Below are 26,201 nucleotides of genomic sequence, written 5' to 3' on the forward strand. Positions count from 1 at the left end.
GTGAGAAAGCTTGGCCGTTCTGTCAAGGGAAAGCGCGACAACGGCAGTGAAATTCGTTATGATCGCGCCATTGCCGGTTGCGGTTTCTCGTGTCGGCTGCGTCAATGCCGATGCATTTCCGCCGCCGGCCGATCGGCTTACGGAGGAGAAAGCCATGTCGGCATTTCATGTTATGACAGGATCAGGCGAGCGCTACGCACGTCTTGCTATTAACAAGATCAGCACCGCAGACGTCTTCGACGCGTTACGTCGCGGGCTGGACGATTTTCGCGAAAAGCCTTCCCATTACGTGTTCTTATGCCTCATGTATCCGATTGCCGGCATTTTTCTTGCCCTTGCGTCATCGGACGCAAACCTTCTGCCGATGATCTTTCCGCTGATGTCCGGGTTTGCACTGATCGGGCCGATTGCCGCCATCGGGCTCTATGAAATCAGCCGCCGCCGCGAGGCGGGTCTCGATACGTCGTGGAGGCATGCGCTCGAAGTCAGGCAATCGCCGGCCTTGCCGTCGATCATCGTCGGCGGGCTGCTGCTGTTCGGCTTCTTCATCGTCTGGCTCGTCGCAGCGCAGACGCTCTACACGAACCTATTCGGCGATGTTTTCCCGCGGTCGATCGAAGTGTTCACCTCGCAGATTTTCGGCACGCCCGAAGGCATGCAACTGATCATCTGGGGCAATCTGCTGGGGCTGGTCTTCGCGATCGTGGTTCTGGCGACGACCGTCGTCACGTTTCCCTTGCTTCTCGATCGCGATGTAGGGCTGGTGGCTGCTATGGCGGCTTCGATCCGCGCAACTGTCGTCAACCCGGTACCGGTCATGCTGTGGGGCCTGATCATTGCTGCGGGGCTGGTCATCGGCACGATCCCGCTTTTTGTCGGGCTGGCGCTGGTGATGCCTATCCTCGGCCACGCAACATGGCATCTCTACAGAAAACTGGTCACGCCTGCATAAGGCACGATGCAGTCTGTGCGTTAAGCGAGCGGAACCTGCAACCTCCTTCAAAGTTAATCTGACGATGTCTTTGAAGGAGGCTTCCATGCCAGCACCGCGGCACGTCTTTACCCGCTTTGCCACCAACGTGTCGGAATGGGCGGGCAAGCCGGCCGTCTTCGTTCTCGCGGTCGCGGTCGTCATTGTCTGGGCGGTGTTGGGGCCGTTCTTCGACTATTCGGAAACATGGCAGCTGATCATCAATACAGGCACGACGATCGTGACCTTCCTCATGGTTTTCGTGCTGCAGAACGCGCAGATGCGCGACACGCGAGCCATCCAGGCCAAGCTCGATGAACTCATCCTGACCAGCCATGCCGAGAACCGCTTCATCGGTATCGAAAACCTCGACGAGGAGGATTTGAAACATCTAGACCGGCTGGTGGCGAAAGCCGCCAGAGGGAAAGGCCGGACGGAGGCGAGCAATGTATCGCCGGCGGTGGAAGGACGCCGCAAAAGATCGCAGGGAAGCAAACACGCTGCACCATCGAAAACGCGCAAGCAGAAATGACATCGGCGCCGTTGCTCCGGCGCCGTTTTCGAATGCAGCCGGGGGTTAGCCGAAAACGCGCTTGAAGATCGTGTCGACGTGTTTGGTGTGGTAACCGAGGTCGAACTTCTCTCGGATATCATCTTCCGAAAGTGCCGCACGGACTTCCTGGTCGGCGAGCAGTTCTTCGAGGAAGTCCTTGCCCTGTTCCCAGACCTTCATGGCGTTGCGCTGCACGAGGCGATAGGCGTCCTCGCGGGAAACGCCTGCCTGGGTGAGGGCCAGGAGAACACGCTGCGAATGGACAAGGCCGCGGAACTTGTTGAGGTTCTTCTCCATGTTCTCGGGATAGATCACGAGCTTTTCGATGACGCCGGCCAGGCGGTTCAGGGCAAAATCCAGCGTAATCGTCGTATCCGGGCCGATGGCGCGCTCGACACTCGAGTGGCTGATATCGCGCTCGTGCCACAGCGCCACGTTTTCCAGTGCCGGAACGACCGACATGCGCACCAAGCGGGAAAGGCCGGTGAGGTTTTCGGTCAACACCGGGTTACGCTTGTGCGGCATAGCAGACGAGCCCTTCTGGCCCGGCGAAAAGAATTCCTCGGCCTCCAGTACCTCGGTGCGCTGCATGTGGCGGACCTCGATCGCGATGTTCTCAATCGACGAAGCGATGACACCGAGTGTGGCGAAGAACATCGCATGGCGGTCGCGCGGAATGACCTGGGTGGAGACCGGCTCAGGCGTGAGGCCGAGCTTGGCGCAGACATGCTCTTCGACGCGCGGGTCGATATTGGCGAAGGTGCCGACAGCGCCGGAGATCGCACCGGTGGAAATCTCGGCGCGTGCGGCGACGAGGCGGGCGTGGTTGCGGCCCATCTCGGCATAGAAGCGGGCGAGGGTGAGCCCCATGGTGGTCGGCTCGGCGTGGATGCCGTGGCTGCGGCCGATGCGGACCGTGTCCTTGTGCTCGAAGGCGCGCGTCTTGAGCGCTGCGAGTACGCGGTCCATATCGGCGAGCAGAATGTCGGCGGCGCGCACCAGCTGGATGTTGAACGTTGTGTCGAGCACGTCGGACGAGGTCATGCCCTGGTGCACGAAACGGCTGTCCGGTCCGACGAATTCGGCAAGATGCGTCAGGAAGGCGATGACGTCATGCTTTGTGACGGCTTCGATCTCGTCGATCCTGGCGACGTCGAACTCTGCCGCGCCTCCTTTTTCCCAGATCGTCTTTGCTGCTTCCTTTGGAATGACGCCGAGTTCGGCCAGCGCGTCGCAGGCATGTGCCTCGATCTCGAACCAGATGCGGAACTTGGTTTCGGGCGACCAGATGGCGACCATCTCTTGGCGGGAGTAACGCGGGATCATGGCACACTGCTTTCGTTGCGAGGAAGACTTTCTGGCGCCCCTGTAGCAAAGACGCGCGGTAATCTCAACGCATGCGTTTTGCAAGCGCGTAGCTGGTTACAAGCAGGAAGACGAGGCCGAACGGCAGGAAGAGCCGCAGACCGAGGACCAGGAACTGATAGACGGCGTTCGCGCCGGTGAAGATGAACTGGTAGGTCCATACCAGGCTGCCGAACGGCGCATGCCAGCGCGAATAGAAAATGCGGTAGTCCATGGAAAAGAGAAGTGCCGTCATCAGCATCGTGCCCGCCGTCAGGCAGACGAAGAAGGCGGCAAAGCGCGTTTCGATCCGGCGCCGGTAGGCGAAGAAGCGGCCGATCGGCAGCATGAAGGGCCAGGAGAAAAGGCCGCCGGCGAAATAGAGAAGCGCCAGTTCGGCCGCGTGTTCCGTCTCGAGGCGATTGCGCATGTAAAGCGCCGACATCGCCGAGGCCATCATCATGAAGCCCCAAAGCGCGGCGCCGCCAAACAGCTCGAAAATGGGTGGTCTGGCAGCGCGTATCCGGTCCATCGTCAACGATATGCCAATGTCATGAGCGCCCGGCCTTTGCAGCGCTTCGCAGGTCGCTGATGGCGGTGCGGTAGGCTTCGACGGAGGCGCCCTTGAAGATCGCCGAACCGGCGACGAGCACATTGCAGCCCGCCTTGCCGACGATCGGTGCGGTCTCGACCGTGACGCCGCCGTCGACCTCAAGCTCGATCGGCCTGTCACCGATCAGGGATTTCGCGGCTGCAATCTTTCCGGCCATCGCGGGAATGAATTTCTGGCCGCCGAAGCCGGGGTTCACCGACATGATGAGGATGAGGTCGACGTCGTCGAGAACGTTCTCGATCGCCGACAGCGGTGTTGCCGGATTGACCGTCACTCCGACCTTCTTACCGAGATTGCGGATCGTCTGCAGCGAGCGGTGAAGATGCGGTCCTGCCTCAGCATGAACCGTGATGCGGTCGCAGCCAGCCTTGGCGAAAGCCTCCAGATAAGGATCGGCCGGCGAGATCATCAGGTGGCAATCGAAGGTCGCGTCCGTATAGGAGCGCAACGACTTGATGACGTCGGCGCCGAAGGAGATGTTCGGCACGAAATGGCCGTCCATGACGTCGAGGTGGATCCAGTCTGCGCCTGCCGCCGTCACATCGCGCACTTCCTGTCCGAGCTTGGCAAAATCCGCAGCCAGAATGGAGGGGGCAATCCGGATCGGCAGGGTCATGGCACTCTTCTCTCTCCGTGGGGAACTTGCGGCGGTTTAGCAGGGCTCAATCGAACGGGCAACAGCATCAACGCTGCACTCGTGAACTCTGCGTAAACGGCATTCTCGTCTCGGGCTAATCGCCGGGCGCGGCGGGCGCGGCGAAAATGCCGCGGCGCCATTCCAGCAGCCTGTAAGGGTTCTCCGAAAGCTCGTGGCCAGCCGTGAACGCTAGATCGCCGATCGGCGTAGAGAACCTCGTGCCGACGAGTTTTTCCGCCACCGTCTTTCCTTCTGCCGTGGCGGCCGTTGCCGCCTGCTGCGCGACGGCCGCTGCTGCGGCTGCCGGCAGGACATAGCCTTCAGGCTCGATGCCTTGCGCGCGCAATGCCGCCGCTGCGGCTTGTGCGGGCTGCAGAGTGTCGAATTCCGGCATGGTGACCGCACGCACGCCGTCCGGAAGCGGCAGCGGCTGGTTTGCCGCGCGCATTGCATCTCCGCCCAAAATAGCGAGCGGAATCTTCTCAGCTGCGGCATCTCGGGCGATGACTGCGACGTCGCCGCGGTCGCCGCCGATGAAAACCTTGGTGGCGCCGGCCTTCTTCAGGCGGCGGACGAGGGCGATCTGCTGGTCCTGACCCGGGCGATAGGTGTCCGTAAAGACGGGCTTCAGCCCTTTTTCCTCAAGCGCATTCCGGATGGCCTCGGTCAGTTCGCGGCCATGGATGGTGCCGTCCTCGATGAGGGCGATCGGCGCTGCCTCCCAGTCGTTGAGGATCGCGTCGATGATGCGTGCGGCTTCGGCGCCATCGGCCGGCGCCAGACGAAACAACGGCCAGCCGTTCTTCAATGCGTCTTCCATCAGGATGCGTGCGCGTACCGAGACGGTGATCGCCGGTATGTTCGCATCCTTGAGCTTCGGCAATGCACTTTCCAGCGTTTCGCTGCAGAGAAAGCCGATTGCGACTTGCACCTTGGCGTTCACCAGCGCATCGGCAATCGCGGCACCACTGTTTTCCTCGCAGGGCTCGTTGATTGTGACGACGGTATTGCCATCCTTGGTGATCTGATAGTTCGCTCCGGCGAAGACCTGCGCGCCAAGTTGCTGCAGGTTGCCGCCTTGGGGGGCGACGACGCCGATCGTAACGCCCGCAGCATGGCTTTCGGCTGCTGCAAGAAACAGCATCGAAAAAGCCGCTATGCCACGCAGAATACTCATGAAAATCGCCGGTTCCCTGTCGCCCTTCATGCCCTTTTAGCTGCCCGGCGGCAATCGTCAAAGAAAAACAGGCGGAATGCGCCGCATTTCGTCGGCTTCATTGTAGAAAAGGTAACCGATGGCATCCATATTAGCGGCACAAGAACAGGCGGCGCGGCCGCAGGAGAGCGCATTTGTTGAACAGGCAGCCGATCGATCCGCAGCTCTATCGCGATGCCATGAGCCGTTTCGGCGGTCATGTGCAGCTCGTGACGACGGTGCTTGGCGAGACACGCCGCGGGGTGACGATCACCGCAGCCTGTTCGGTATCCGACGATCCGGCCTGCGTGCTCGTCTGCCTCAACAACAGCAATCCGAAGAACGACATCTTCTTCCAGAGCGGCATTTTCGCGCTGAACACGCTCGGCGCGCACCATCAGGCGCTGGCCGACGCCTTTTCCGGACGAACGCCGATGAGCAACGATGAGCGGTTCGCGACCGGCAAGTTCGACAAGCTGGTCACCGGTGCGCCCGTGCTCTGGGATTCGCTTGCCTCCTTCGATTGCAGGGTGATGGAGATCAAGGAGATGTCGACCCACCACATCATTTTCGGTGAGGTCGTGGCCGTGCGTTTCAACGAAACAAAACCGGCGCTGCTCTATATGAACCGCGACTACCACACGCTATAACTCCCTTAAAAGGGAGGAGACATGCCCGATCATCCGCTGCCGCCCGCGTCTATCGACGAGACGATCGCCATGCTGGCAAGAGAGGATTATCTCGCAGGCCGGTCGCTGGCGACGGTCCTCTTTCTCGCCCTGAAGATGAAGCGGCCGCTGTTTCTCGAAGGAGAGGCCGGCGTCGGGAAGACCGAGATCGCGAAGGTGCTGTCGAAGGCGCTCGACCGGCCGCTGATCCGGCTGCAATGCTACGAAGGCCTCGATATCGCATCCGCCGTCTACGAGTGGAATTATCCGGCGCAGATGCTGGAGATCCGGCTTGCCGAAGCCTCTGGATTGACCGATCGCAGCCGTATCGAATCCGATATCTTTTCCGAGCGCTACCTTATCCGCCGCCCTGTGTTGCAGGCGCTTTCGTCTGCGGAAGGCCGTGCGCCGGTCTTCCTGATCGACGAACTCGACCGTACCGACGAGGCTTTCGAAGCCTTCCTGCTGGAAGTGCTCTCGGATTTCCAGGTGACGATCCCCGAGCTCGGGACCATCAAGGCCGCCGAGCCGCCGATCGTCATCATCACGACCAACCGGACGCGCGAAGTGCACGATGCGTTGAAGCGCCGGTGCCTCTATCACTGGGTCGATTATCCGGAGGCCGCGCAGGAACTGGAGATCATCCGCCGGAAGGTGCCCGGCTGCAACGAGGCTCTCTCCCAGCAGATTATCGCCTATGTGCAGAAGCTGCGCACGCTCGATCTCTTCAAGAACCCCGGCGTGGCAGAGACGATCGACTGGGCGACGGCGCTGACCGAACTCGACCGTCTGGCGCTCGATCCGCAGACCATTTCCGACACGATCGGTACGCTCCTGAAATACCAGGACGACATTGCGCGCATTCATGGCGGCGAAGGCGCTCGTGTGCTGACCGAGGTCAAGGACGAGTTGAGGGCAGCGGGTTAAAGATGAAAACGCAACCTGCGCAGGATGGGATCGTCGTTCCGCCGCCGCCGGCCGAGGGCCGCTTTGCCGACAATATCGTCTTCTTCGCCAGGGCGCTCCGTAACGCCGGGCTCAAGATCGGTCCGGGATCCATTGCCGATGCTATCGAAGCTGTCGAGGCGATCGGCATGGGTTCGCGCGAGGAATTCCACGCGGCGCTCTTTTCGGTCTTCGTCAAACGGCACGAGGACAGGCCTGTCTTCGACGAAGCCTTCCGGCTTTTCTGGCGCTCCCGCGATCTCGTGGAGAAGATGATTGCGATGATGTTGCCGCAGGCGCCGGACAACCGTCGAAGGGAAAAGGCGAAGGCGGGCGAAACGCGCGCCAGCGATGCGCTTCTCGGTGATCGGCGCGACAATAGGCCCCCTCGTGATGAGCCGGATATCGAGATCGACGCGCGGTTCACCACCTCCGGGAACGAAGTCTTTCGCCGGATGGATTTCGCGCAAATGTCGGCGGCGGAAATTGCGTTGGCGAGAAAAGAACTGGTCCGGCTGCAACTGCCGCTCGACAGCGTTCCAACTCGGCGTTTCAGGCAATCGCATGTTCACCGGCAGGTCGATCCGCGCGCGACGATGCGCTCGGCGCTGCGCACCGGCGGGTCGCTGATCCTGCCGCGCTATCGCGAACAGAAAGAGATCCAACCGCCTTTGGTGGTGCTTGCGGATATTTCGGGCTCGATGAGCCAGTACACCCGTATCTTCCTGCATTTCCTGCACGTGCTGACGGAGAGCCGGCGCCGCGTCCATACGTTCCTTTTCGGAACGCGGCTCACCAATGTCACCAGGCAGATGCGCCACAAGGATCCGGACGAGGCACTGAACGAATGTGCTGCCGCGGTGAAGGACTGGTCGGGCGGCACTCGTATCGGCGAAACGGTGAGGGAGTTCAACCGGCTGTGGGGACGCCGCGTCCTCGGGCAGGGCGCGTTGGTGCTGCTGATCACCGACGGGCTGGAGCGGGAAGGCATCGAATTGCTGGCCGAAGAAATGGACCGGCTGCACCGATCCTGCCGGCGGCTGATCTGGCTGAACCCGCTTCTGCGCTTCGAGGGCTTTGAGCCGCGGGCTCGCGGCGTTCGCGCCATGTTGCCGCATGTTGACGAACTCCGTCCGGTTCACAATCTATCATCCTTGAGCGACCTTGCTGCGGCGCTCGACGCGGGCAGATCACCGGCGCACGATCCGCGGCGCTATCTCGACAGAATGAGAGGTTTTGCATGAGCGAGACGTCTTTCGACCTCGATCCGCTGATGACGGCGGAGGAATGGATGAAAAGCGGCCGCAGTGTGGCGATCGCGACCGTCATCGAAACCTGGGGCTCGGCGCCCCGTCCTGCCGGCAGCCATCTGGTCATCGATGGTGACGGCAATTTCGAGGGCTCGGTCTCCGGCGGTTGCGTCGAAGGTGCGGTGATCGCGGAGGCGATGGACGTCATCGGCGACGGCAAGGCGAAGATGCTGGAATTCGGGGTTGCCGACGAGACCGCCTGGCGCGTCGGGCTATCCTGCGGCGGCCGGATCCGCGTCTTTGTCGAAAGGCTTACCTGATGGACGCCGCCAATCTGGAGCGGCTGAACGCCGCCCGCCGAGCACGCAAGGCCGTGATGCTGGTCACCAACTTGGAGCATGGAACGGATCGCGTGATCGTCGAAGGCGGGCCGGTCGATAGCGCACTGAGCGATACCGTCGCTGCGGCATTCCGCTCCGGCAAGTCCGGCATCTGCGACATCGATGGCGGCAGGTACTTTCTGAATGTGCACCTGCCGCCAGCCCATATCGTCATCATCGGCGCGGTCCATATTAGCCAGGTCCTGGCGCAGATGGCGGCGCTTGCCGGCTTCGATGTCCGCATCATCGATCCGCGAAGCGCCTTTGCAACGCCGGAGCGTTTCGCCGGCATAGATCTCACCGCCGACTGGCCGGTCGATGTGCTGAAGGACCGTCCGCTCGATGCCTATACCGGCGTCGTCGCGGTCACGCATGATCCGAAGATCGATGATTTCCCGATCGCCGAGGCGCTTCGAACGGGCTGTTTCTATGTCGGTGCGCTCGGCAGCCGCAAGACCCACGGTTCGCGTCTCGAGCGGCTGAAGAAGGAGGGTTGTTCCGACGGCGAACTGGCGAGGATCAATGGCCCTATCGGGCTGGATATCGGCGCCTCCAGCCCGGCGGAGATTGCCGTTGCGATCCTTGCGCAGATCATCCAAGCCTTGCGCTCGCGCGACGTCTCCTCTCCGAAAGGTGACAAAGCATGATCTTTGGCGAATTCGATGTCGGCGATGCGGAAGGGCTCATGCTCGCCCATTCCGTCAAGATGCCGGATGGGACTTTGCCCAAAGGGCATGTGGTTGACGCTGCCGACGTCGAGCGGCTGAAGAGCTCGGGCATCGAGAAGATTGTTGCGGCACGCCTGGAGGACGGCGATCTAGGCGAGGACGAAGCGGCCGCACGGCTGAGTGAGGCAATCGCGCCCGATCATCTCCGCTTTTCGGAGGCTGCGACCGGCCGCGTCAACATCTATGCTGCGGCGGACGGGCTTTTCGTGGCTGACCGGGAGGCCGTTGATCGCCTGAACCGCATCGACCCGGCGATCACGCTCGCCTGTCTTGCCGATCATACACATGTCAGCGCCGGCGATATGGTGGCGACCTTCAAGATCATTCCCCTGGCGGTTCCGGGCGCGAAGATAATTGCCGCCTGTGCGGAGCTTCGCGCGAGTGGGCCATTTCAGGTGAAGCCGTTTGCCGACCATGCCGTTTCGCTGATTGCCACGGAACTGCCTTCGCTGAAAGTGTCGGTGATGGACAAGACGGCGCGCATCCTTGAGCGGCGGTTGGCTGCTTGCGGCAATCGTCTGCTGCGGGAGCGGCGCGTGCCGCATGAGACCAAGGCTCTTGCCGCTTCGATCCAGGATATCATGAGGATTCCGGAGAAGGCGCCGAAGCTCGTCATCGTCTTCGGTGCCTCGGCGGTCATCGACGCGGCGGATGTCATTCCGCAGGCAATACGCGAGGCGGGCGGGCGTATCTTGAGCGTCGGCATGCCCGTCGATCCGGGAAATCTGATGGTCCTCGGCAGCATCGGCGAGACTTATGTCGTCGGTGCGCCTGGTTGCGCCCGCAGTCCGAAGGAAAACGGTTTTGACTGGGTTCTCGACCGCATTCTGGCCGGTGAAGAGCCGAGTGCGCATGAGGTGACCGGAATGGGCGTCGGAGGCCTGCTAATGGAGATACAATCGCGGCCGCAGCCGCGCGATGTGCCTGCCAGGAAACGTGCCGACGCTTCCGTTGCGATCGTCCTGCTTGCCGCCGGCAGAGCGCGCCGCATGGGCGAGGGCGGCCAGCACAAGCTGCTAGCGGAATTCGATGGCATGCCGCTGGTGCGCCGCTCGGCATCCATTGCTGTTGCCAGCAGGGCTTTATCGGTTACGGCCGTAACGGGGCATCGCCGTGCTGAGATTGAAGCAGCACTTGAAGGCTTGAGCGTGCAGCCGGTCTTCAACGCCGATTATGCCTCCGGCATGGCAAGCTCTCTCGCGGCCGGCTTCGCACATGCCCATGCGAACGGCGCCGAGGGCGTCCTTGTCATGCTTGCTGATATGCCGGGGGTCTCGACGGCGGACCTCGATCACTTGATCGGCGAATTCGAGCAGGCCGAGGGCCGGGCGATCGTTCGGGCGGTCTCCGGAGGCAAACGCGGAAATCCGGTCATTCTGCCGCGATCATTGTATTATGCAGTGCTTTCACTCGAAGGCGATGTCGGCGCGCGCCACATCGTCGAGACGGCGCGGCTGCCGGTCGTCGATGTCGATATCGGCGAAAGTGCGCATCTTGACGTGGATACGCCGGAGGCGATTGCCGCAGCAGGCGGCATATTGAAGGGATAGCAATGGACGCGGCCGGTATAGAGGAAATGTTTCAGGGGCTCGGCCCCGTGACGATCAAGCGTATGTTCGGCGGCAAGGGCATCTATCACCTCGGCCGTATCGTCGCGGTCGAAGTTGGCGGCGAGGTGTTGCTCAAGGCCGACGACAAGAGCTCGCCGGAGTTTGCCGCAGCAGGCTCCAGCCAATGGTTCTATGAGGGCAAGAAGGGCAATCCGGTGAAAATGCCTTACTGGTCGATCCCGGACGCGGCTTATGACGATCCGGATGAAATGGCTAAATGGGTGCGGCTTGCCTATGAGGCGGCGCTTAGAGCCGAATGATCAGCGGAAGTCTTCGTTGTCGAGATAACCGATTGCGGCCTTGGCAAAGTCGGAAAGTGGTGTCGGCAGTTCTGATCGCGTGAACCAGCCGAAATCCGAGAGTTTTTCCGGTTCCGTCAACTGCGCATCGCCGCTGACTTCTCTAGCTATATAGAGAAACGAGACCCAATGCTGCGCATCGGCGCCTGAAATCACTTCCGCATGACCGAGAAGTTCGGTTCGAGCAATCGTCAATCCGGTTTCTTCCTCGGCTTCCCGGCGCGCGGCTTCGGCTATTGGCTCCATATGATCGACTTTGCCGCCGACGATGCTCCAATGACCGGCCTCAGGCACACGAATGCGCTTGTAAAGCAGGATCTTGCCGTCGCGCAAAATCACCAGGCCGACGCCGAGACCTGGAAAATGAATGCCAGGCTTGCCCATCGGACGATCAGACCTTGGCGTTTGCCGCGATCAGCATGAAGGCGGGAATGTCGTCGCCGAAGCCGACCGGCGTCGGGCCGTCGTCGTGGTCGCGATAGCGGCGGCGCTCGCGATTATCGTCGTTTGCCGGATAGGGCCGAGAGTTGCGCGCGTTGTTCTGCGGCTTGTTTTCTGTTTTGCGCTCGTGCTTCACGCTTTCGGCCTTTGCTGGTGCTGCTGCTTCGATGGTTTCGGCGGCATTATCATCGGCGCCGATATCAGTTTTATGACCCCGGCGCTCCTTGACGCGGCCACGGCCCTTGTCGCGATCCCGGCTACCTGCGCGGCGTGGGCGATCGTCTTCGCGGCCGGGTTCCGGAGGCGGAAGAGCGGAAAGATCGCCATTCAGCCACTCGACCTTCTCGCCGATCAGCTTTTGGATCGCGTCGGCATGTTTCTGGTCACGGCCTGTGACAATGGTGAAGGCAGCGCCGGAACGGCCTGCACGGCCGGTGCGGCCGATGCGGTGCACGTAATCCTCGGCATGAATCGGAACATCGAAGTTGAAGACGTGGCTGACATCCGGAATGTCGAGGCCGCGGGCGGCGACGTCGGAGGCGACGAGCAGTTGCAGCTGTCCATCACGGAAGCTTTGAAGCATATTGGTGCGCGAGCGCTGGTCCATGTCGCCGTGGAGCGCGCCGACGGAAAAGCCATGGCGTTCGAGGGAGCGGAAGAGGTCGGCCACGTCCTTCTTGCGGTTGCAGAAGATGATGGCGTTCTTCAGGTCTTCCTGCGCGCGGACCAGATCGCGCAGTGCGGCGCGCTTCTCATAGTCCTTGCCGTGCGAAGCAACGAAACGCTGCGTGATGTTCTTGGCGGCGGAGGCCGGCTTTGCGACTTCGATTCGCTCCGGATTTTGCAGGAACCGGTCGGCGAGCTTCTGGATTTCCGGCGGCATGGTCGCCGAGAAGAACAGTGTCTGACGCGTGAAGGGGATGAGCTTGGCAATACGCTCGATATCGGGGATGAAGCCCATGTCGAGCATTCGGTCGGCTTCGTCGATGACGAAGATTTCGACGGCGCTCATCAAAAGCTTGCCGCGCTCGAAATGGTCCAGCAGGCGGCCGGGCGTGCAGATGAGAACGTCTGCACCGCGCTCAAGCTTGCGGTCCTGGTCTTCGAAGGAAACGCCGCCGATCAGCAGCGCGACGTTCAAGCGGTGATTCTTACCGTATTTTTCGAAGTTCTCCGCGACTTGCGCGGCGAGTTCGCGCGTCGGTTCGAGGATGAGCGTTCGTGGCATGCGGGCGCGGGCGCGGCCCTTTTCCAGCAGCGACAACATCGGCAATACGAAGGATGCCGTCTTGCCCGTTCCTGTCTGCGCGATCCCGCAAATGTCACGGCGCTGCAGGGCGAACGGGATTGCTCCTGCCTGAATAGGAGTGGGGATCGTGTAGCCGGCGTCGGTAACGGCGGAAAGCACTTTTTGGCTCAGGCCAAGGTCAGCAAATGTCGTCAAGGGGAAAACTATTTCCGTTCAGGTTCGGCCATACTCTGGTTGAGTCGGCGGGATTGCATGCCGCAATGCAGCGCGACATAGTCCCAAACGGCTTGTAAGTCAAGGAATACGGGCTCTGCAGCCGTCGAACAGGTAAAACTGTGGTTACTGCAATTGGTTATTTGATATAAGTCGCGAGTTTCAAGCCTGCGTTCAAAAAATACACCGGATCGACCGCGCGGCCGTTCTGGCGTACCTCGTAATGCAAATGGGTGCCCGTCGAGCGGCCGGTGCTTCCGGCAAGACCGATCACATCCGAGCGGCCAACCGTGTCGCCGGCCTTCACCAGAATCTGCGACATGTGGCCGTAACGGGTAGAAATGCCGTTACCGTGATCGATCTCGACCATGTTGCCGTAGCCGCCCGTCCAGCCGGCATTGACGACCTTGCCGGGGGCTGTCGGGCGGATCTTTTCGCCCGCAGCAAAGCGAAAGTCGACGCCGGAATGAAGGGCGAGACGTCCGAGGAAAGGATCGCGCCGATTGCCGAAGGGACTGGTGATTTCCTTGCCGATGGCCGGATTGCGGAACGGCAGGGATTCCGCCGTACTGCGAACGGCTTCGAGCCGGGTCAGGGCGGTATCGAGCTGCGCGAGGGAATTGTTGAAGTTGTCGCCGTTTTCCGGCTCGACATAGGGACCGCCGACAGCGCTGTCATCATCATCGGGTTTGACGGCTGCCTGCTCCGGTACGGCAATCCTGAAGCGGGTCAGGACTTTCTCGATATTGCTGGCGGCATCGCCCGCATCCACGGTCAGCTGCTCAACGCGGGCGCGCTGCTCTTCCTCGACGCCTTTCAGTGAAAGCGTGACCTTCGAGAACAGGCGGTCGGCACGATCGCCGACGGTTTCGGGTGTGGGGACGTAGGCGAGCGTGGAATTGTCGGGCGTTGCGTCGGCGGGTTCGTCCGTGCCTGCCAGGAGCTTGTCGATCGCCCGGGCACCGGCTGAAAGCGATGCACGCTTGTCCTTTGCTTCGGGCACGAGGGATCGAGCCGGTATCATCTCATCCTTCCTCGTCAGGCCGGAATTTTCCGCACGGTCGAGGAGGGAGCCAAACTTGCCGTGGCGCGAGGTCAGCGCCATCTGCTGCTGCATAAGCTTGTCCACCTTGTCTTCCACCAGCTGCTGGTCGAGCAGCTGACGCGAGGTGACCCGATCGACCTGCGCACGAAGGGCCGCAATGCGATCTTCATAATCATGCTGCATGCGGGCTTGGCGCGCCATGGTGGCGCCGATCAGGTCGTCGCGAAGGACGAGGTAGGAGGTTGCAAGCAGATAGCCGATCACGAAAACGGCGGAAAAACAGAAGCCGAGGGCTGCCATCCACGGCTTTATGGTTACGTGCCGGACCTTGTCGCCGCTCGCGAGAATGAGGATATGTTCCTGCGAACGCTTGCCGAATACGCGATTATGCTGTGCATGCGTCACGGAGAATCTCCCAATTGATGCGCCCGTGCTTCGATCAGGAATGATTACACACTGTTATAGTTAACAAATGCCTTAGCGGGCATATTAATGCACGCACAGGTTTAGAGATTGCTGGTCGACGTCAATGAGCGATAGAAAGAAGGCGTGAGGCCGGCTTCGGCGCGCGCCAGGTCGTTGAATGGCGGTTTTAGCGGACCGCGGAAGTTTGCACGCACCAGCTCCTTGAAGGTCTGGGCCGGGTCGCGGCGCTCGCGGGCGCAGAGAAAGCGGAACCATTTGGCGCCGATTGCCACATGCCCCTTTTCGTCATTGTAGATTACATCGAGGACAGCCGCACTTTCGAGATCGCCGGTTTCACGCATCTTCGCCTGCAGCGAGGGCGTGACATCCAAGCCGCGGGCCTCGAGAATCAGGGGAACGACGGCAAGCCGCGCCGTCAGATCGTTTCTGGTCGCGTGCGCCGCCTGCCAAAGGCCGTCATGCGCGGGCATATCGCCGTAATCGGCGCCAAGATCGCGCAGCCGCCCGCGCACCAAGCGGAAGTGCTTCGCCTCCTCGAAGGCAACCTGCATCCATCCGTCGAAGAAAGAATTGGGGACCGCTTCGGTGGCAAACCGCGCAACGATATCGAGCGCCAGGTCAACGGCGTTGAGCTCGATATGGGCGATCGCGTGAAGAAGCGCGATGCGGCCGTTGATGGTGTGCAGCGAGCGCCTCTCGACCTGCGTCGGGGGTACCAGTGTCGGCTTTTCGGGGCGGCCCGGCCTATCCGGCAGCGACGCATCGCGCGGCGAACGTAGGGAAACCCTCCGTTCGAACCAGCGGGTCGCAGCTTCCTGCGCCAGAGCTGTCTTGCGATCGAGATCGGCGGAACGGATGGCCTCGATCGCGCCACCGCGCAGCGATGTCATCGAAAGCGTGCTCACGCGGTAAGGTTCCTGAGGGCCTTCAAAACGTCTTCGGCATGGCCGGGTACCTTGACCTTCTGCCAGATCATCGCGACGGTACGATCGGTGCGGATCAGAAAGGTCGTGCGCTCGACGCCCATGAAATTGCGGCCATACATGCTCTTTTCCTTCCAGACGCCATAGGCCTGCAGCGTCGTTTTCTCCTCGTCCGAGGCGAGCGCAACGGAAAGGCTGTACTTCTTGATGAAGCGTTCGTGGCATTTGACCGAATCAGGGGACATCCCGACGACCGCCGCTCCCGCGGCATCGAATTCGTCGGCCAGAGCGGTAAAGGCCAGCGATTCCGCGGTGCAGCCGGTCGTATCGTCCTTCGGATAGAAGAACAGAACCAGCGATTTTCCGCGGAAATCGGCAAGCGATACCCGCCCGCCGCCGTCGCGGGGAAGGTTGAAATCCGGCGCCGTGGCGCCGATGCCGAGAACCGCCATATGTGGAAACCTTTCTTTTGCCGGGTTTATGGATGACACTATGTTCCGCGGATATATATTGAAGCTCAAATCGTCCCGCCAGACCGGGCGGCCACATTCTAACTCGAGGTTATCCAAAGCGCATGTCGGTGATCCGCGGCGAAAAGATTACGTTTCGCAAAAAAGACATCGTCGCGCTGCATGAGCTTCCCTCCGCACAGGCCGAAGACCCCATCATCGTGCATTGCCCGCCGCCGCGGCGTTCACGCATGCGACGTGCGGCCAATGTGACGGCTGGTTGCTTTGCCGCCGTTCTCATTGTTCTGGCGGCGATCATTTTCACTATCGAAAGCGGAATGTTCGACGCGACGCTGTCGCGCCAGGCGCAGACGGCGTTGAATTCGGCGATAGGTCCCCGCTACCGGGCAGAGGTGGGGTCGACCGTCATCCGTTTCACCTCCGGTGCACAGCTCGCGCTTGAAGCCCGTAACGTCAATATGGTCGATCAGGAAAGCGGGCAGCATCTGTCGACGACCGGCGCGATGCGCATGGCGCTCGATCCGTTTGCGCTTTTTCGCGGCCGGGTGGCCGTGACGGCGATCGAAGCCGACGATATTGCGCTCGACACGGCCCTTCTGCCGTCCGGCAGCCCGCTGGACTTAAGCAAGCTTCGCATCGACGCAATTCCGCAGGCGATGGAAGCTGCGTTTTCTCATCTCGATATCCTGGACGATTTTGTTGAGCGCGGGGGTACGGATACCGTGCGTCTCTCCGGCATCGACATCAAGCTCGCCGATACCGCGAATGGTCCGCTTTCGATCGTGGTCGACAATCTGGTCTTTGCGCATGCGGGGCCATCTTCGCTGCATTTGACGGGCGAGGTGGCGATCAACGGCGAAGTGGCGATGCTGGACGTACTTGCTGAAAAGAGCGCCGGGAAAGCGTCGCGGTTCATGGCAAAACTCACCCATGCCGATCTGACGCCATTTACCTTGAAGAGGAACGGGCTCGGGGAAATTCGGCAGGGCGTGAACAGTTTTGCGGACGTTGCCGTTTCCGCCGTGCGGGGTGCGGGCGATGTTGCGCCGTCCCTGGCCGCGAGGGCGGATCTTGCGCCCGGGTCGATCTATGTCGACGGGGACGAGCAGCAGCTTTCCGGCGGCCGCATCAATCTCGGCTATGACTTTACGAAGCAGACGCTTGAGATCGCAAGATCGCAAGCGCAGTTCGGCAACACCGCCGTCCCGTTCAACGGCGCAATCATCGACCTCGACAAGCTCGATCCGGCCGTCGGCAAGGGTTTTGGCATCGATCTCCTGATCAGCGGCGGCACGGCTGCGCCGGTGGGGTCGGGCGAACAGCCGCTCCCATTCGATATCCAGACGACCGGCCGCTATCTCGTCGCCTCGCGGGAACTGCAGTTCGCGGGCATGACAGTTTCTAGTCCTCTGGGGCAGCTGTTCGGATCGCTTGATGTCAAATTCGGCGACAAATCGCCGGAAATCAGCTTCGTCGGACAATCGCAGCAGCTTCAGACGGCTGCGATCAAGCAGCTCTGGCCCTTTTGGATGGCGCCCAGGGCGCGCGAATGGGTTCTGGGAAATCTCTTCGGCGGCACGGTCACGAATGCGTCGATCTCCGTATTCATTCCGTCCGGGAAATTGGACGAGGCCGTCGGCAAGGGGCTGAGACTCGGCGACGAGCAAATCCGTATCAATTTCGATATCGCGAATGCGCGCATGAACGTGGCAGGCGATATTCCGCCGATCCGCGATACGTCCGCCCATTTCGATCTGACCGGCCAGAGGGCGACGATTTCGATCAAGAGTGGCACGTCATATTTCGCGTCGGGCCGTTCCGTCAGCCTCGGAGAGGGTCAGTTCGTACTGCCCTCGACTTACCAGAAGCCACTGATGGCGGAAATGAAGCTCGCGATCTCCGGCGATGCCGATGCGGTGGGCGAACTCCTGACCTACAAGCCGGTCCAGGTCCTGCAGCGCGCCGGCCTCGTGCCTGGCGACCTGAAGGGCAAGATCACCGCCGACGTCGAGGCGCGACTTGGCCTTCTGAGGTCGCAAGATCCTCCGCCGCCCGAATGGAAGGCGACCATGCAGCTCAGCGGCGTCGATGTCGGCAAGCCGGTGTCGGGCCGGATGATTACCAGTCTCAACGGCGCGCTCGACGCCAATCCGCAGCAAGTGGCGCTCGACGCCGAGGGGCAGATCGACGGCGTGCCCGCCGAGATCGAGCTTGTCGAGCCGACCGACAAATCGTCCGGCGTCAAGCCGCAGCGCATCATCACGGCGACGCTGAACAACGCTCAGCGCGCGAAGGTGCTTCCTGGCCTATCCGGGATCATCGACGGCAGCCTGACGATGCAGCTGACGAAAATCGATGAGGAACGCCAGAATGTTCAGATCGATCTCGAGAAGGCGTCGTTGCAGCTTCCCTGGATCGGCTGGGCGAAGGGAAGCGGGATCGGCGCAACGGCGGAATTCGAAGTATCGGGACCACCCGAGAAAACGCAGATCAGGAATTTCCGTCTGAAGGGCGACGGCTTTGGCGCCAGCGGCTCGTTTGCCCTCAGCAAGGGCGACCTCGAGTCTGCCGATTTCGACAGCGTGAGACTTTCGTCCCTTGATGACTTTGCGATATCGATCCGGCGCAACAGGGGCAATTTCGACGTTTCGGTATCTGGGAACACTGCCGATGCGCGTCCGATCCTTGCACGACTGAAGAACGGACAGGGCGACAGCGACGGGGATGGTGGTGGCAGTGCCAGCGTCTCTGTTCGTGCGAATCTCAACAGCGTCGTTGGCTTCAACGATGAAAAGATCGGCAATTTCGAGGCCAGGTACGTATCGAGCGGCGGCCGGCTGCAGGCGCTGAACTTTTCCGGCATCACCGGCAGCGGCGAGGCAGTCGTCAGCCAGACAAGGGAAGGCCGTGCCTTGAATATCACGAGCGGCGATGCCGGTGCCGTCTCGCGCTTCGCCGATCTCTATCAGCATATGCAGGGTGGGCTGCTCAACATGTCGATCAGGCTCGGCAACGGCGGCAATTGGGATGGCTCGGTCGATATACGCCGCTTCGCCATCGTCAACGAACAGCGCCTGCACTCGATCGTTTCAACGCCGGTCGGCGACAACCAGCGCAGCCTCAATTCCGCCGTCAAACGCAATATCGACACTTCCGCGCAGCGCTTCCAGCGCGGCTTCGCGCGCGTCGTGTCCCGCGGCGGCGTGGTCGGTATCGAAAACGGCGTGGTGCGCGGCGATCAGATCGGGGCCACGTTCCAGGGCGTGATCCGCGATCAGCGCGGCAACATGGATATGACCGGCACCTTCATGCCGGCCTATGGCTTGAACCGGCTGTTTGCCGAACTGCCGGTCATTGGCATCATTCTCGGGAACGGCTCGGATCGCGGCCTGATCGGCATCACGTTCAAGCTGACCGGCAAGTTCGACCATCCGGCCATGCAGATCAATCCGCTGTCGATCATTGCGCCGGGCGTTTTCCGCAACATCTTCGAGTTCCAATAAAAAAGCCGGCGCGAAGGCCGGCTTCCTTGGATTTCGATACCGTGTGGCTCAGGCTGCGCGGCGGATCAGGATGTGCTTCTTCTTGCCGAGCGACAGCTTGATGACGCCATCGGCGGTGATTTCACCGCTGCCGATCAGCCTACGCTCGTCGCTGACCGCTTGGTCGTTGATGCGCACGGCTCCGCCCTGAACGTGACGGCGGGCTTCGCCGTTGGAGTGAACAAGGCCGGCGCGGACCATCAGTGAAAGCAGGCCGATACCGGCGTCGAGTTCGGATGCGGGAACATCGACGGAGGGGAGGTTCTCGGCGATCCCGCCTTCTTCGAAGGTTTTGCGAGCCGTTTCCGCGGCCTCTTCGGCAACGGTGCGGCCATGCAGGATCGCCGTTACTTCGGTTGCGAGTATCTTCTTTACCTCGTTGATTTCCGAGCCACCGAGCGCAGACAAGCGTGCGATCTCGTCCATGGGCAAGGTGGTGTAAAGCTTGAGGAAGCGCGGGATGTCCGCGTCTTCGGTATTGCGCCAGTATTGCCAGAAGTCATAGGCCGAGAACATATCGGCGTTCAGCCAGACGGCACCGGTCGCCGACTTGCCCATCTTGGCGCCGGAAGATGTCGTTAGAAGCGGTGAGGTCAGGGCATAGAGCTGTGTAGTCCCCATGCGGTGACCGAGGTCGATGCCGTTGATGATGTTGCCCCACTGGTCGGAACCGCCCATCTGCAGCTGGCAGCCGTAGCGCTTTGCCAGTTCGACGAAGTCGTAGGCCTGCAGGATCATGTAGTTGAATTCGAGGAACGAGAGCGACTGTTCGCGATCGAGACGCGTCTTCACGCTGTCGAAGGCCAGCATGCGATTGACCGAGAAGTGGCGACCGACATCGCGCAGGAAATCGAGATAGTTGATCGAACGCAGCCATTCGGCGTTGTTGATCATCAAGGCGTCCGTCGGACCCTCACCGTAGGTCAGGTAATTCGAGAAGACACGCTTGATCGAGGCGATGTTGCTTTCGATCGTTTCGACGGTCATCAACTGGCGTGCTTCCTCCTTGAAGGACGGATCGCCTACCATGCCGGTGCCGCCGCCCATCAGTGAAATCGCGCGGTGGCCGGTTTTCTGCAGCCAGTGCAGCATCATGATCTGGATCAGCGAGCCTGCATGCAGGCTCGGCGCCGTGGGATCGAAGCCGATATAGGCCGTCACGGTTTCCTTGGCGAACAGATCGTCGAGGCCTGCTTCATCGGAGATCTGATGAATGAAGCCGCGCTCTTTCAGGATGCGCAGGAAATCGGATTTGAACTCGGACATGACTTCGTCTCTTCGGGGGTGTCGGATTGATACTTGTTGAACTGCCGCGGCGCGTTTAGCACTGTTTTGCCGAAAGTGCACTATTCCGTTCGGAATGTTTTGGAGGATGGATGGGTAAAATAAGAACCGCAATCGGCCTGATGAGCGGAACGTCGATGGACGGGATCGATGTCGCCCTGGTTCGTACGGACGGTGAAGCCAGCGTGGAACGCGGGCCGTTTCTGGGTGTGCCTTACGATCCGGCCTTTCGCGACAGGCTGAAGCGTTCGCTTGAAGGCGCAAAATCCATACTCAGGCGCAAGGAACGCCCCGGCGAACTTGCAACAATCGAGCGAGAGCTCACGCTGCGTCATGCATCTGCCGTTACGGAGTTTCTCGATCGTTGCGGTCTGGATCGAAGCTCGATCGATGTCGTCGGATTCCACGGCCAGACCGTGCTGCACCGGCCGGACGAGGCGCTGACCGTCCAGCTTGGCGACGGGCCGCTGCTTGCGAGCGAGACCGGCATCCCGATCGTCTACGACATGCGCGCGAACGACATGGTGCATGGCGGGCAGGGTGCGCCGCTCGTGCCGGCCTATCATGCGGCGCTTTCTGGGACTCTTCGAGACGCAAAGCTGCCGGTCTGCTTCGTCAATATCGGCGGCATCTCGAACCTCACCTATATCGGCGCCGACGGCTCGATCGTCGCCTATGACAGCGGGCCGGGAAATACCTTGATCGACCAATGGGTCGAGACAAATGCCGGAGTTCCGTTCGACCAGGGCGGTATGATTGCTTCGGAAGGCACGATCGTCGCCGAACTGGCCGAGCTGTATCTGGAAAGCCCGTTCTTTACTGCGGGGAAACGCCGTTCGCTCGATCGAAATGACTTTCTACCGCCGAGCGGAGCGGACGCCGAGCTCGCGGACGGTGCGAGGACGCTCGCCTATGTGGCTGCCGCCTCGATCATCAAATCGGCCGGTCACCTTCCGGTGATGCCGACGCTCTACATTGTCTGCGGCGGCGGACGGCTGAACCGCACGATCATGCGCGATCTTGCTGATCTCGCTGCCCGCCAGAATGCCGACGTGATCTCCGCCGAGGTTGCGGGCTTTAACGGCGATGCCATGGAAGCTGAAGCCTGGGCCTATCTAGCAGTCCGGTCGCTGGAGGGACTGCCGCTGACTTTTCCGGGCACGACCGGCGTCAAGGAACCAGTCAGCGGCGGCATTCTTGCGAGGCCATGATGGTGGGAACGCTTATTCTCGAAACGTCGCGGCTGCGGCTGGTGATGTGGGACGCAAGCGATGCGGGACTCGTCCGCACGCTGCATTCGACGATCGGCACAACGCGTTATATGTCCGGCGGCGCGCCTTGGAGCATCGAGAAGTGCGAGGAGCGGCTTGCCAGCTGGTTCAAAGAGAATGCGCAGGACGGTACGACAAAGTACAAGCTCCTGAGCAGAGATGACGGCCGCTTCATCGGCCGCGCTGGCATTTCGATGCATGACCGCGACGAGAACGAATTCGAACTCGGTTACGCGCTTTGCGAGGAAGAATGGGGAAAGGGCTATGCGACGGAAGTGGCCAGTGCGCTTGCGATGTGGTTCTTCGACAAGGGCTTCGCTACGCGTTTCATCGCTTTCACGCATCCGGAAAACTTCGCCTCGCAGCATGTACTGAAGAAGATCGGAATGCGGCCGGTCGCGCCGCGGCTGATCGACGGATTTGTGGCGCCGACATTCGAGCTCGGCGCCACCGACATTTGATTGTCAGCGAATACGCTTCGCTGCCGGTTCCGGCACCAGTTCGCCGTTCAGGCGGCGGTCGAGATAGTCCTCGCATTCCGCCATCAGTGTTTCGACCTGGCCGTTGAAGAAGTGATTGGCATTCGGCACGGTACGGTGAGTGATGAGGATGCCCTTCTGCGTCTTCAGCTTTTCGACCAGACCGTTGACATCCTTTTCCGGCGCGACCTTGTCGGCGTCGCCGTTGATGATCAGGCCGGAAGACGGGCAGGGCGCCAGGAACGAGAAGTCGTAGGTGTTCGGTTGCGGCGCAATCGACATGAAGCCTTCGATTTCCGGGCGGCGCATCAGCAGCTGCATGCCGATCCAGGCGCCGAAGGAATAGCCAGCGACCCAACAGGTCTTCGAATCGGGATGCAGGCTCTGCACCCAATCGAGCGCGGAAGCGGCATCCGAAAGCTCGCCGGCGCCGTGGTCGAATTCGCCCTGGCTGCGGCCGATTCCGCGGAAGTTGAAGCGCAATGTCGTGAACCCGCGCTTCTGGAACATGTAGAAGAGCTGGTAGACGATCTGGTTGTTCATCGTGCCGCCGAACTGCGGGTGCGGGTGCAGGATAAGGGCGATCGGCGCGCTTTTTTCCTTGGAGGGCTGGTAGCGGCCTTCAAGACGGCCGGCTGGGCCGTTGAAAATGACTTCGGGCATCGGTACTCCGGGTTTTTATTTTCGCGTTCCTGCTGCTTAGACTTGACGAACGTTGTCAGCTTTTCTAAAACGCAGTTTAGAACAATTCGAAACTTGCATGCGATCCACGCATCGTGGACGTGTCATAAGGCAAGCCCGGCGGAAATTTCAAGGAAAATGAACCGTGGCAGCCTAGCAGGATCAAGCGCAGGACAAAAGAGCATGGCGCCGCCCCGCCTTTATCTTGATTGGAACGCGACATCGCCGCTGCATCCCGCAGCGCGCGAGGCGGTTCTAAGCGCGCTTGCTCTGTTTGGAAATCCGAACTCTGTTCACGGCGAAGGCCGCGCCGTACGCGCTGCGATCGAGGGTGCGCGCCGCCAGATTGCGGCGCTGACCGCGGCTGAACCGGCAAATGTGATTTTTACCAGCGGCGCGACGGAAGCGGCCAATATGGTGCTGACGCCGGATTTCCGCATGGGGCGCACGCCGCTTGCGATCGACCATCTCTACTATTCGGCGATCGAGCATCCGGCCGTGCGAGAAGGCGGGCGCTTTCCTGCTGAGAAGACGACCGAGATTCCAGTTACGTCCGCAGGTGTCGTGGATCTGGCAGCGCTGGAGAGATTGCTTGCGGGCCACGACAAGGCCCCGGGCTTTCCGATGGTGGCGATCATGCTCGTCAACAACGAGACGGGTATCGTCCAGCCGGTCCGCGAAGCCGCCAAGATCGTACAGACGTATGGCGGACTTCTCGTAGTGGATGCGGTGCAGGCAGCAGGACGCCTGAAGCTCGACATCAACGAGCTCGGTGCCGATTTTTTGATCGTTTCCTCACACAAGCTCGGCGGGCCGAAAGGCGCCGGCGCGCTTGTTTCGCGCGGTGAGGCTCTGATGCCGAGGCCGCTGATCCGCGGTGGTGGCCAGGAAAAAGGTCACCGTTCGGGGACTGAAAATTCCGCCGCCATCATTGGCTTCGGTGCCTCCGCAGCCGCGGCACTTGCCGAATTCGACGAGCGCAATAGCAGATTTGAAAGGCTTCGCGACCGTCTTGAGGCCGGAATGCGGCGCGCAGCGCCCGGTTTACTGATTTATGGCGCGGACGGGCCGCGGGTATCGAATACGAGCTTCTTCACGCTTCCGGGCCTCAAGGCCGAGACCGGCCAGATCGCCTTCGATCTCGAAGGCGTTGCGCTTTCGGCGGGCTCCGCCTGCTCGTCCGGCAAGGTCGGCGAAAGCCATGTTCTTGTGGCCATGGGCGGCGACCCGAAAATGGGCGCGCTGCGCATCTCGCTCGGTTTTGCGACGACGGAAGAGGAAATCGACAGGGCGGTCGCCGCCTTTGAAAAGATAGCCGGGCGGTGCAGGCCGGCCGGAGAGGCGGCCTGACGGCCTCACTAAATTGCGGAAACACAAATTTCCGCTTGCCAATCGGGCTGAAAAGCGCCTTTTGGCCACCTACATACGGGGTAAGGAAAATTTCCCCAAGACAAGCTGCCGGACCTTTCCCCGGCGAGATTGGAGAACGACATGCCCGCCGTCCAAGAAACGGTTGAACGCGTCCGCCAGATCGATGTGGACCAGTACAAATACGGTTTCGAAACCATCATCGAGATGGACAAGGCACCCAAGGGCCTGTCCGAAGAGATCATTCGCTTCATCTCCGCCAAGAAGCGTGAGCCTGAATGGATGCTCGAATGGCGCCTTGAAGCCTACAAACGCTGGCTGACGATGGACGAGCCCACATGGGCGCGCGTCGACTATCCGAAGATCGACTTCAATGAAATCCACTATTACGCTGCGCCGAAGAGCACATCAGGCCCGTCGTCGCTGGCTGAAGTCGATCCGGAGCTTCTGAAGGTCTATGAGAAGCTGGGCATCCCGCTGCGCGAGCAGGAAATCCTTGCCGGCGTTGAGAAGCCGAAGATCGCCGTCGATGCCGTCTTCGATTCCGTTTCGGTCGTGACGACCTTCAAGGAAGAGCTGAAGAAGGCCGGCGTGATCTTCATGTCGATCTCCGAAGCGATCCGAGAACATCCCGAACTCGTGCAGAAGTATCTCGGCTCCGTCGTTCCCCAGACCGACAATTACTACGCGACGCTGAACTCCGCCGTCTTCACGGATGGCTCCTTCGTCTTCGTGCCGAAGGGCGTCCGCTGCCCGATGGAGCTCTCGACCTATTTCCGCATCAACGAGAAGGATACCGGCCAGTTCGAGCGCACGCTGATCATCGCCGAGGAAGGCGCCTATGTGTCCTACCTCGAAGGCTGCACGGCGCCACAGCGTGACGAAAACCAGTTGCACGCCGCCGTCGTCGAACTGATCGCGCTGGACGATGCCGAAATCAAGTATTCCACCGTCCAGAATTGGTATCCGGGCGATGCCCAGGGCAAGGGCGGCATCTACAACTTCGTCACCAAGCGCGGCGATTGCCGCGGCGACCGATCGAAGATCTCGTGGACGCAGGTCGAGACCGGCTCCGCCATCACCTGGAAGTACCCCTCCTGCATCCTGCGCGGCGACGATAGCCGCGGCGAGTTCTATTCGATCGCCGTGTCCAACGGCCATCAGCAGGTCGACAGCGGTACCAAGATGATCCATCTCGGCAAAAACACCTCGAGCCGCATCATTTCCAAGGGTATTGCCGCCGGCGTGTCGCAGAACACCTATCGCGGTCAGGTTTCGGCCCACCGCAAGGCCTCTAACGCGCGCAACTTCACGCAGTGCGACTCGTTGCTGATCGGCGGCAAGTGCGGCGCGCATACGGTGCCCTACATCGAGGCAAAGAATTCGACGGCACATTTCGAGCACGAGGCGACGACCTCGAAGATCTCTGAAGATCAGCTCTTCTATTGCCTGCAGCGCGGCATCCCGGAAGAAGCGGCGATCGCGCTGATAGTCAACGGCTTCGTCAAGGAAGTCCTGCAGGAACTGCCGATGGAGTTCGCCGTCGAGGCGCAGAAGCTGATCAGCATCTCGCTCGAAGGCAGCGTGGGCTAACGCCAACCGAAACGACTACGCGAT

At 61.0% G+C, this 26,201-nt stretch carries 25 protein-coding genes; 14 read left to right on the top strand and 11 right to left on the bottom strand.

The features are described from left to right. Positions 1–154 precede the first annotated feature (154 nt). Positions 155–952 carry a DUF2189 domain-containing protein gene (locus tag ACZ9DP_RS24080; protein WP_194729789.1) on the top strand — a complete coding sequence of 266 codons (798 nt, stop codon included), beginning with the start codon at positions 155–157 and terminating at the stop codon, positions 950–952. 85 nt (positions 953–1,037) lie between these two features. Then, on the top strand, positions 1,038–1,502 hold the full coding sequence (locus ACZ9DP_RS24085; protein ID WP_194729788.1) for a low affinity iron permease family protein: 465 nt from the start codon (positions 1,038–1,040) through the stop codon (positions 1,500–1,502). Positions 1,503–1,547: 45 nt separating this feature from the next. On the opposite strand, the gene purB is transcribed toward ACZ9DP_RS24085, so the two are convergent. The 4 genes from purB to ACZ9DP_RS24105 form a co-directional block, all read right to left on the bottom strand. Further along, positions 1,548–2,849, bottom strand: a complete 1,302-nt coding sequence (gene purB, locus ACZ9DP_RS24090) for an adenylosuccinate lyase (protein ID WP_476203794.1) — start codon at positions 2,847–2,849, stop codon at positions 1,548–1,550. Between the two features lie 64 nt (positions 2,850–2,913). Further along, positions 2,914–3,399 (bottom strand): hypothetical protein, encoded by a 486-nt coding sequence (locus ACZ9DP_RS24095; RefSeq protein ID WP_476203795.1) that lies wholly within the window; start codon positions 3,397–3,399, stop codon positions 2,914–2,916. A gap of 19 nt (positions 3,400–3,418) precedes the next feature. Next, on the bottom strand, positions 3,419–4,096 hold the full coding sequence (rpe, locus tag ACZ9DP_RS24100; RefSeq protein ID WP_074068315.1) for a ribulose-phosphate 3-epimerase: 678 nt from the start codon (positions 4,094–4,096) through the stop codon (positions 3,419–3,421). A gap of 115 nt (positions 4,097–4,211) precedes the next feature. Beyond that, positions 4,212–5,294: an ABC transporter substrate-binding protein gene (locus ACZ9DP_RS24105; RefSeq protein ID WP_476203796.1), complete on the bottom strand. Its 1,083-nt coding sequence runs from the start codon at positions 5,292–5,294 to the stop codon at positions 4,212–4,214. Between the two features lie 173 nt (positions 5,295–5,467). Between ACZ9DP_RS24105 and ACZ9DP_RS24110 the strand changes: the two genes are divergently transcribed. The 7 genes from ACZ9DP_RS24110 to ACZ9DP_RS24140 are packed head-to-tail and all read left to right on the top strand — an operon-like array spanning position 5,468 to position 11,153. Beyond that, positions 5,468–5,962 (top strand): flavin reductase, encoded by a 495-nt coding sequence (locus ACZ9DP_RS24110; protein WP_039845008.1) that lies wholly within the window; start codon positions 5,468–5,470, stop codon positions 5,960–5,962. 21 nt (positions 5,963–5,983) lie between these two features. Beyond that, positions 5,984–6,907, top strand: a complete 924-nt coding sequence (locus ACZ9DP_RS24115) for an AAA family ATPase (protein WP_476203797.1) — start codon at positions 5,984–5,986, stop codon at positions 6,905–6,907. 2 nt (positions 6,908–6,909) lie between these two features. Beyond that, positions 6,910–8,169 carry a vWA domain-containing protein gene (locus ACZ9DP_RS24120; protein WP_194729785.1) on the top strand — a complete coding sequence of 420 codons (1,260 nt, stop codon included), beginning with the start codon at positions 6,910–6,912 and terminating at the stop codon, positions 8,167–8,169. Then, positions 8,166–8,495, top strand: coding sequence for an XdhC family protein (locus tag ACZ9DP_RS24125; protein ID WP_074068307.1), 330 nt, complete (start codon positions 8,166–8,168; stop codon positions 8,493–8,495). The genes ACZ9DP_RS24120 and ACZ9DP_RS24125 overlap by 4 nt, the downstream gene beginning before the upstream one ends. Next, on the top strand, positions 8,495–9,202 hold the full coding sequence (locus tag ACZ9DP_RS24130) for an XdhC family protein (protein ID WP_476203798.1): 708 nt from the start codon (positions 8,495–8,497) through the stop codon (positions 9,200–9,202). The genes ACZ9DP_RS24125 and ACZ9DP_RS24130 overlap by 1 nt, the downstream gene beginning before the upstream one ends. Continuing rightward, complete coding sequence (locus ACZ9DP_RS24135) at positions 9,199–10,833, top strand: NTP transferase domain-containing protein (protein ID WP_476203799.1); 1,635 nt, start codon at positions 9,199–9,201, stop codon at positions 10,831–10,833. Before ACZ9DP_RS24130 ends, ACZ9DP_RS24135 begins: the two co-directional genes overlap by 4 nt. A 2-nt stretch (positions 10,834–10,835) precedes the next feature. Continuing rightward, entirely contained in the window at positions 10,836–11,153 is a 318-nt protein-coding gene (locus ACZ9DP_RS24140) for a TfoX/Sxy family protein (RefSeq protein ID WP_039845002.1), read from the top strand. Here the strand turns inward: ACZ9DP_RS24140 and ACZ9DP_RS24145 are convergent, their stop codons facing one another. The 5 genes from ACZ9DP_RS24145 to ACZ9DP_RS24165 all read right to left on the bottom strand — a co-directional run bounded on the left by ACZ9DP_RS24145 (position 11,154) and on the right by ACZ9DP_RS24165 (position 15,941). Continuing rightward, on the bottom strand, positions 11,154–11,576 hold the full coding sequence (locus ACZ9DP_RS24145) for an NUDIX domain-containing protein (RefSeq protein WP_074068301.1): 423 nt from the start codon (positions 11,574–11,576) through the stop codon (positions 11,154–11,156). Positions 11,577–11,583: 7 nt separating this feature from the next. Then, positions 11,584–13,077 (bottom strand): DEAD/DEAH box helicase, encoded by a 1,494-nt coding sequence (locus ACZ9DP_RS24150; protein ID WP_074068298.1) that lies wholly within the window; start codon positions 13,075–13,077, stop codon positions 11,584–11,586. A 157-nt stretch (positions 13,078–13,234) separates the two neighbouring features. After that, positions 13,235–14,545 (bottom strand): peptidoglycan DD-metalloendopeptidase family protein, encoded by a 1,311-nt coding sequence (locus tag ACZ9DP_RS24155; RefSeq protein WP_476203800.1) that lies wholly within the window; start codon positions 14,543–14,545, stop codon positions 13,235–13,237. 101 nt (positions 14,546–14,646) lie between these two features. After that, positions 14,647–15,456, bottom strand: a complete 810-nt coding sequence (locus tag ACZ9DP_RS24160) for a ferritin-like domain-containing protein (RefSeq protein WP_194730133.1) — start codon at positions 15,454–15,456, stop codon at positions 14,647–14,649. Positions 15,457–15,467: 11 nt separating this feature from the next. Continuing rightward, positions 15,468–15,941, bottom strand: a complete 474-nt coding sequence (locus ACZ9DP_RS24165; RefSeq protein ID WP_476203801.1) for a peroxiredoxin — start codon at positions 15,939–15,941, stop codon at positions 15,468–15,470. A gap of 122 nt (positions 15,942–16,063) precedes the next feature. Between ACZ9DP_RS24165 and ACZ9DP_RS24170 the strand changes: the two genes are divergently transcribed. Beyond that, on the top strand, positions 16,064–19,462 hold the full coding sequence (locus ACZ9DP_RS24170; RefSeq protein WP_476203802.1) for a YhdP family protein: 3,399 nt from the start codon (positions 16,064–16,066) through the stop codon (positions 19,460–19,462). A gap of 48 nt (positions 19,463–19,510) precedes the next feature. On the opposite strand, the gene tyrS is transcribed toward ACZ9DP_RS24170, so the two are convergent. Next, positions 19,511–20,767: a tyrosine--tRNA ligase gene (gene tyrS / locus ACZ9DP_RS24175; protein ID WP_476203803.1), complete on the bottom strand. Its 1,257-nt coding sequence runs from the start codon at positions 20,765–20,767 to the stop codon at positions 19,511–19,513. A 110-nt stretch (positions 20,768–20,877) separates the two neighbouring features. Between tyrS and ACZ9DP_RS24180 the strand changes: the two genes are divergently transcribed. Together ACZ9DP_RS24180 and ACZ9DP_RS24185 are read left to right on the top strand one after the other, a co-directional pair. After that, positions 20,878–21,996, top strand: coding sequence for an anhydro-N-acetylmuramic acid kinase (locus ACZ9DP_RS24180; RefSeq protein WP_476203804.1), 1,119 nt, complete (start codon positions 20,878–20,880; stop codon positions 21,994–21,996). Then, positions 21,996–22,517 carry a GNAT family N-acetyltransferase gene (locus tag ACZ9DP_RS24185; protein WP_074068286.1) on the top strand — a complete coding sequence of 174 codons (522 nt, stop codon included), beginning with the start codon at positions 21,996–21,998 and terminating at the stop codon, positions 22,515–22,517. Before ACZ9DP_RS24180 ends, ACZ9DP_RS24185 begins: the two co-directional genes overlap by 1 nt. Before the next feature lie 3 nt (positions 22,518–22,520). Here the strand turns inward: ACZ9DP_RS24185 and ACZ9DP_RS24190 are convergent, their stop codons facing one another. Next, complete coding sequence (locus ACZ9DP_RS24190) at positions 22,521–23,198, bottom strand: alpha/beta hydrolase (RefSeq protein WP_074068284.1); 678 nt, start codon at positions 23,196–23,198, stop codon at positions 22,521–22,523. A gap of 201 nt (positions 23,199–23,399) precedes the next feature. On the opposite strand from ACZ9DP_RS24190, the gene ACZ9DP_RS24195 reads away from it, so the two are divergent. Together ACZ9DP_RS24195 and sufB are read left to right on the top strand one after the other, a co-directional pair. Beyond that, positions 23,400–24,566, top strand: coding sequence for a cysteine desulfurase family protein (locus tag ACZ9DP_RS24195; RefSeq protein ID WP_476203805.1), 1,167 nt, complete (start codon positions 23,400–23,402; stop codon positions 24,564–24,566). Positions 24,567–24,707: 141 nt separating this feature from the next. Then, on the top strand, positions 24,708–26,177 hold the full coding sequence (sufB, locus tag ACZ9DP_RS24200) for a Fe-S cluster assembly protein SufB (protein WP_074068280.1): 1,470 nt from the start codon (positions 24,708–24,710) through the stop codon (positions 26,175–26,177). Positions 26,178–26,201 lie beyond the last annotated feature (24 nt).

The organism is Rhizobium sp. USDA 4016 (assembly GCF_056279705.1).